The following is a 223-nucleotide window of genomic DNA, read 5'->3' as shown; positions in this document are numbered from 1 at the left end:
GAAACTCTGGTCCGCCCCGACTTTCACGCTCTGCGCGGCGGCGATTGTCCAATTGTCCGCCGCTCCGATGGTGTGAGTCTGTCCGGCCCCCACTGTCACCGAGCGCGATGCGCCGATCTGATTCGTCTGAACGGCGCCAACGCTTCGGGTTTCCGCCGCGCCCACTGAATCCACTCGCGCCGCGCCCACGGTGATCGTCTGGATCAACCCGACGGTCTGCGTG

Annotated in this window: 1 protein-coding gene; it reads right to left on the bottom strand. The window is 65.9% G+C overall.

The window, feature by feature from the left end:
- Window positions 1-223 (bottom strand): hypothetical protein (locus tag EOB49_RS36155; RefSeq protein WP_164782044.1); only part of this gene is annotated, 223 nt, incomplete at both ends.

Origin of the sequence: Mesorhizobium sp. M7A.F.Ca.MR.148.00.0.0 (assembly GCF_003997735.1) — a bacterium.
In the GTDB taxonomy this organism is placed as follows: domain Bacteria; phylum Pseudomonadota; class Alphaproteobacteria; order Rhizobiales; family Rhizobiaceae; genus Mesorhizobium.
Note: the sequence above shows the minus strand (reverse complement) of the source record. Positions and strands in the feature narration are given on the sequence as shown.